This window comes from Streptomyces botrytidirepellens, assembly GCF_003721215.1.
GTDB classification, from domain to species: domain Bacteria; phylum Actinomycetota; class Actinomycetes; order Streptomycetales; family Streptomycetaceae; genus Streptomyces; species Streptomyces himastatinicus.
The window spans coordinates 1-3,251 of sequence record NZ_RIBZ01000562.1; the positions used below are offsets into that span (position 1 = coordinate 1).

Genomic DNA, 3,251 nt, shown 5'->3' on the forward strand with positions numbered 1-3,251 from the left:
AGCGGCCACGAACCGCGCAGCACCCGGGCGGCGGCGCCGCGCGCGGAGGGCACCGGGCCGATCGGCGGCGGGGTGCGGCGGGCCTGCACGGCCCGACTGACGAGCACGATGGCGGCGAGCGCGAGGATCGTCACCGCCCAGGAGCCGAACCAGCCGATGTGGTCGGCCATGACGACCGGCTCCAGGGCCGGCAGGTCCTTCCACAGGTCGAACTGCCAGGCGGCGAGGGTCGCACCAGCGATGAAGCCGCCGAGGGTGAGCACGATCGACGTCTGCCCCGAGCCGACCGCGAAGAGAGTGCCGGACGCGCAGGCGCCACCGAGTTGCATGCCGATGGCGAAGACGAACGAGCCGATCAGCAGCCCCAGGCCCAGCGGTTCGGCCGACGGCGCGGGCACGGACCCGAACAGCCCGGTCCCCGTGCCGATGAGCAGGGCGAACAGGGTGGCCGTGGTGCCGAGCAGCAGGGTGTGGGCGCGCAGCCCGGTGCCGTTGCCGACGGCGACCAGCTGCCGCCAGGCGGAGGTGAAGCCGAAGCGGGAGTGGAAGAGAGCGATGCCCAGGCCGAGTCCGAGCAGCAGCAGGACGCCGGGCTTGGCTCCGTGCGCGGACCACACGTACGCGGTCAGCGCCGCGGCGAGCAGCCCGGACACGGCGAGCGGCACCCGGCGCACCGGCGGCGCGGCGGGCGCCTCCGGCCGGGGCGCGGAGGTGGGTGAGGGGGACAGCAGCGCGGCGGTCTTCGCGGCCTCGGCCTGCGGGGCGGTGGTCACGGTGGGGCTCCGGGGACGTTCGGGACGTGCGGGTGTGGCGGCGACGCGAAAGCGTCTTGCGGCGGGCCGCCACCCTATTGTGCGCTGATCCTCATGAGGAGCATCGGGCCCAGGAGGGACATGCGGGGCATGGGGAACATGACGGGCATGAGAAAGCGGAGCACTGCCGTGGCGTTCGCCACCCTGGTCGTGGGCTCCCTGTGCGCGGGCGTGCCACATGCGCGGGCCGCTGAAGCGGGTTTCGATCTGGATACGGCCACCATTCCGGAATTACAGGCACGCATGGCGGACGGTTCGCTGACCTCGTCGGGGCTGACCACCGCCTATCTGCGGCGGATCAAGGCCATCGATCCCACGATCCACGCGCTGTTGCACACCGATCCGACGGCCCTGCGCCAGGCCGCCGCCAGCGATGCCCGGCACCGGCGCGGCGACGTCCGGGGTCCGCTCGACGGGATTCCCGTCCTGGTCAAGGACAATGTGAACACCCGCGGCATGCCCACGACGGCCGGGTCGCTGGCGCTGGCGGGCAGCCCGCCGGACCGCGACGCCGCCCTGGTGACCCGGCTGCGGGACGCGGGGGCGGTGATCCTCGGCAAGACCAATCTGTCGGAATCCGTGCGGGTCCTCCTCCGGTTCGGGCGCCGCGCTCGCCGCGTCGCTGGCGCAGGTGGCGATCGGTACCGAGACGGACGGCTCCATCGTGTGCCCGGCCGGGATGAACGGGGTGGTCGGCCACAAGCCCAGCCTCGGCCTGGTCAGCCAGGACGGAGTGGTCCCCATCTCCGCGGAGCAGGACACCGCGGGACCCATGGCGCGCAATGTGACCGACACCGCGCTCACCCTCGCCGTGATCGGCGGTGGCGACACCGCCCGCCTCCCGGACGGCCGGACGCCACCGGGCAGTCTGCGCGGCAAGCGGATCGGCCTGTGGCGGCTGCCGTCGCTGGGGCCCGGGGTGGATGCCGTGATGACCCGTACCGCGGAGAAGCTGCGGAGCGCGGGAGCCGAGGTCGTCGAGGTGACGCCGCCGTATCAGGAGCGGCTGGCCGAGCTCGAATTCCCGGCGCTGCTGAGCGAGTTCCACCGGGACATCGACGCCTATCTCGCCACCCGCGAGGGGCCGCGGAACCTCGCCGGGCTGGTCGAGTTCAACCGCGCCCACCCGGCGGAGCGGACCTGCTTCGCCGGGCAGGAGCTGTTCGAGCGGGCCCTTGCCGCGCCGCCCACCACCGACCCCGCCTACCGGGCCATGCGGGCCGAGTTGAAGGACCTCTCCCGGCGTTCGATCGACGAGACCATGGCCGCCCATCGGCTGGACGCCATCGCCTCGCCGACGAACCCGCCCGCGTGGACGACGGACTGTGCCCGGGGCGACAACGATGTGATCCCGTCCTCGACGCCCGCGGCCGTGGCGGGATACCCGTCCCTGTCGGTGCCCGCGGGGCTGGTGGACGAGCTGCCGGTGGGCGTGCTCCTGATGGCCGGTGACCGCGAGGACGGCGCGCTCCTCACGCTGGGAGCCGCGGTGGAGCGGCGGCTTCACGCCTGGCGGGCACCGCGCTACCTGCCCACGGTCACCCCCTAGGCATCAGCTCTCGTAGGCGCGGATGGCGGCGACCTTCTCCGCCGAGGGGGAGGTTTCGTCGAAGCGCTGGGCGAGCCAGTCGTCGGTGAGCGCGCGGGCGAGTTCGAGCCCTATGACGCGCTGGCCGAAGCAGAGCACTTGGGCGTTGTTGCTGAGGACGGAGCGGCGTACGGAGTAGCTGTCGTGGGCGGTGACCGCGCGGATGCCGGGGACCTTGTTGGCGCTGATGGCCACGCCGAGGCCGGTGCCGCACACCAGGAGGGCGCGGTCGGCGGTGCCGTCGGCGACGCGGCGGGCCGCCTCGACCGCGACGTGCGGGTAGGCGGTGTGCTCGTCGCTGCCCACGCCGACGTCGATGACCTCGGCGACCCGGGGGTCGTCCAGCAGGTCCTGCTTGAGGGCTTCCTTGTAGCCGTATCCGGCGTCGTCACAGCCGACGACGATCCGGAACGGAGTCGCGGTGGTCATACGGCATCGCTTCCTGTCGTCGTGGGAAGGGTGGCGACCGCGGTCAGCACCGCGGCGAGTGAGGTGGCTCCGGGGTCGGGTGTGCCCACGCTGCGGTCGGCGAGGGGGCGGGCGCGACCGATGCGGGGGCGCAGGTCGGCGGTGTGCTCGGCGGCCGTACGGGCTTCCGCCACGGCGGACGCGTACGCCTCGGTCACCGGGGCCCCGGCGCGCAGCTGTACGGCGAAGGCGGTGGCGAACGGGGCGAGGGCGTCGACCAGGGTCTTGTCGCCGACCTCGGCCCCGCCGAGCGAGGTGACGGCGGCGAGCGCCTCCGTGGCGGCGGACGCCAGCTCCTCGCGTCCGGGCGCCCGGTCGGCCGGGAGGACGGCGCCGAGGGCGCGCAGCGCCGCGCCCCACAGGGCGCCCGAGGTGCCCCCGGC

3 protein-coding genes and 1 pseudogene are annotated in these 3,251 nt (G+C 74.0%); 1 reads left to right on the plus strand and 3 read right to left on the minus strand.

Annotated features, from left to right (window positions below):
- Nucleotides 1-773, minus strand: a 773-nt coding sequence (locus EEJ42_RS32825; protein ID WP_184503387.1) for a YeeE/YedE thiosulfate transporter family protein, incomplete at its 3' end; no start/stop codon positions are given.
- A 147-nt stretch (nt 774-920) separates the two neighbouring features.
- Here EEJ42_RS32825 and EEJ42_RS32830 point away from each other — a divergent pair.
- Nucleotides 921-2,361, plus strand: a pseudogene (locus EEJ42_RS32830) (amidase family protein).
- A gap of 3 nt (nt 2,362-2,364) precedes the next feature.
- Here the strand turns inward: EEJ42_RS32830 and EEJ42_RS32835 are convergent.
- Nucleotides 2,365-2,829, minus strand: coding sequence for a ribose-5-phosphate isomerase (locus EEJ42_RS32835; RefSeq protein ID WP_123105611.1), 465 nt, complete (start codon nt 2,827-2,829; stop codon nt 2,365-2,367).
- Nucleotides 2,826-3,251 (minus strand): DAK2 domain-containing protein (locus tag EEJ42_RS32840; protein WP_123105613.1); only part of this gene is annotated, 426 nt, incomplete at its 5' end. The genes EEJ42_RS32835 and EEJ42_RS32840, both read right to left, overlap by 4 nt.

Bases quoted from the DNA above. Each gene is read 5' to 3' on its own strand.
- EEJ42_RS32835 (WP_123105611.1), bottom strand. From the start codon at position 2,829: ATGACCACCGCGACTCCGTTCCGGATCGTCGTCGGCTGTGACGACGCC.